General features: G+C 62.3%; 4 protein-coding genes. 1 reads left to right on the top strand and 3 read right to left on the bottom strand.

The window, feature by feature from the left end:
- The first annotated feature begins 357 nt into the window (after window positions 1-357).
- Entirely contained in the window at window positions 358-918 is a 561-nt protein-coding gene (locus ACRXB1_RS34955) for a group III truncated hemoglobin (RefSeq protein WP_449494645.1), read from the top strand.
- Here the strand turns inward: ACRXB1_RS34955 and moaE are convergent, their stop codons facing one another.
- The 3 genes from moaE to ACRXB1_RS34970 form a co-directional block, all read right to left on the bottom strand.
- Window positions 919-1,383: a molybdopterin synthase catalytic subunit MoaE gene (gene moaE, locus ACRXB1_RS34960; protein WP_174363636.1), complete on the bottom strand. Its 465-nt coding sequence runs from the start codon at window positions 1,381-1,383 to the stop codon at window positions 919-921.
- A gap of 1 nt (window position 1,384) precedes the next feature.
- Window positions 1,385-1,642 (bottom strand): molybdopterin converting factor subunit 1, encoded by a 258-nt coding sequence (gene moaD, locus ACRXB1_RS34965; RefSeq protein ID WP_449494646.1) that lies wholly within the window; start codon window positions 1,640-1,642, stop codon window positions 1,385-1,387.
- 8 nt (window positions 1,643-1,650) lie between these two features.
- Window positions 1,651-2,207 (bottom strand): molybdopterin-binding protein (locus ACRXB1_RS34970; protein WP_449494647.1); only part of this gene is annotated, 557 nt, incomplete at its 5' end.

Below are 2,207 nucleotides of genomic sequence, written 5' to 3' on the forward strand. Positions count from 1 at the left end.
TAAGGGTCGTCGGGCACGCACACGGGGAAACCGCGCGGCGCGGCGATGGAAGGCTGAACGTAGGGGCCGGAGCCGACATGCGTATGTCCGGACTCGGCTCGAGCGTCATCGTTGCCGCGGCAAGCCGTCGCTGACACGACGGAGGTTTCACGCTGAAACGTCGATTATCATGAGACGCCAACTCGCAAAAAAACGTGAAACCGTATTTCACGGCATGGGCGCTATTCTGCGACAAATTTCCCATTTATTCACTTTTCTTCGAAATCACCCTTGTTCTGAGGCTTGGTCCGCGGATAAAGGGCCGGTATAAAACGCGGGTTCAGCCGCTTCAACCCTTGCACGAAACGCATTCAAGCCATGACCGATTCCGCAGTCCAGCCCACGCCGCCTGTTCGCGCCTCGCAGGCTAGCGAAGCCAACATCCGCGAACTCGTTGAAGTTTTTTACCGGCGTGTAGATGAAGATCCGCTGCTCGGCCCGATCTTCGCGCGTGAGCTGGCAGGGCGCTGGGACGCTCATCTCGCGAAGATGACGACTTTCTGGTCGAGCCTCGTGCTCGGGACGAAGGACTATCGCGGCAACGTGCAGGAAGCGCACCGGCCACTTGGCGATATCGAACCGCGGCACTTTGCGCGCTGGATCACGCTATTTCTTGATACCGTCGAAAGCCGGTACGAACCGGCCGCCGCCGTCCAGTTCATGGAACCGGCGCTGCGCATTGCGCAAAGCCTGCAGTTGAGCAAGTTTGGCTGGGACTATCGCATTCCCGAGGCGCAGGCTGCGCTGCTGGCGTCGCTCAGGCGCTTGCGCAGAGGTGAGCGGGAAGCGGAAGCGGAAGCGGCGGAGCATCTGCCCGATCGCAGCGGCGCTACGCCGTTTCCCGTGAATGTGACGGGCACAGGCAGCGACATGTCCTGATCAGCGGGCCGCGGCGCCCCATCGCGCACGCGCGGCGTCGTCGGATTCGCGTGCATCGACCCATTTCTCGCCGTGCTCGGTCTTCTCTTTCTTCCAGAACGGCGCCTGCGTTTTCAGGTAATCCATCACGAACGCGCACGATTCGAACGCTTCCGCCCGATGCACCGCGGTCGTCGCGACCAGCACGATCTGATCGAGCGGCAGGAGCTTACCCACCCGATGCACGATCAACACATCCGACCCTGGCCAGCGCTCGCGCGCCTCGCCTGCAATCGCTTCGAGCGCCTTTTCGGTCATGCCGGGATAGTGTTCCAGTTCCATGGCCTGGACGGTATGGCCTTCGTTCAGATCACGAACCGTCCCGACAAAACATGCGACCGCGCCGACCTTGGGATTGTCGGCGCGTAGTGCGGCGACCTCGGCGCTGATATCGAAATCGGCTTCCTGCACGCGAATTCGGGTCATCTCAGCCGCCTGTGACCGGAGGGAAAAACGCGACCTCGCAGCCGTCCGTGATGCGCCGCGACGGGTCCGTCATCTCGTGGTTGCAAGCCATGCGCAGCGACCGCCCTTCCCCTAGCGTCTCGGCCCACACGCCGCCACGCGCGCGCAGCCAGGCACGGACATCGCCAACGTTGGCAACGCCGTCCGGCACTTCGACACTTTCATTTGCCACACCGAGCGCTTCACGCACGCTCGCAAAAAACCGCAACTCGATTTTCATGATTGCCTTCAACGCATCAGTTCTGAAAACGGGATAAAACGCACGATTTCGTCGGCCTGGATGGCGTGGTCCGGAGGGTTATCGATCAGTCCGTCACCCCATACCGTCGATGTCAGCACCGCCGAACTCTGGTTGCCGAACACGTCGAGACCGCCGGCGGCGTTCACACGGGCGCGCAGGAATTCGTTGCGGCGATCACCCTTTTTCTGCGTGAAATCCGCCCGCATGGAATACACGCGCGGTTCGACCGCGTCCACGCCCGCCAGTCGCAGGATAAACGGCCGCACGAACAGCAGGAACGTGCAGAAACTCGAAACCGGATTCCCCGGCAAGCCGATAAAAAACGCCTCGTCGTCCGCCCGGGAAGCCTCGCGCCTGACCGCGCCGAACGCGAGCGGTTTGCCGGGTTTCATCGCGATTTGCCACATGGAAATGCGCCCTTCGGCTTCCACGGCGGGCTTGACGTGATCTTCCTCTCCCACCGACACCCCCCCGCACGTGAGAATCAGGTCGTGATCGCGTGCCGCCCGCCGCAGTGTCTCGCGGGTCGCGTCGAGCCGGTCCA

The organism is Caballeronia sp. M23-90, from assembly GCF_053574605.1.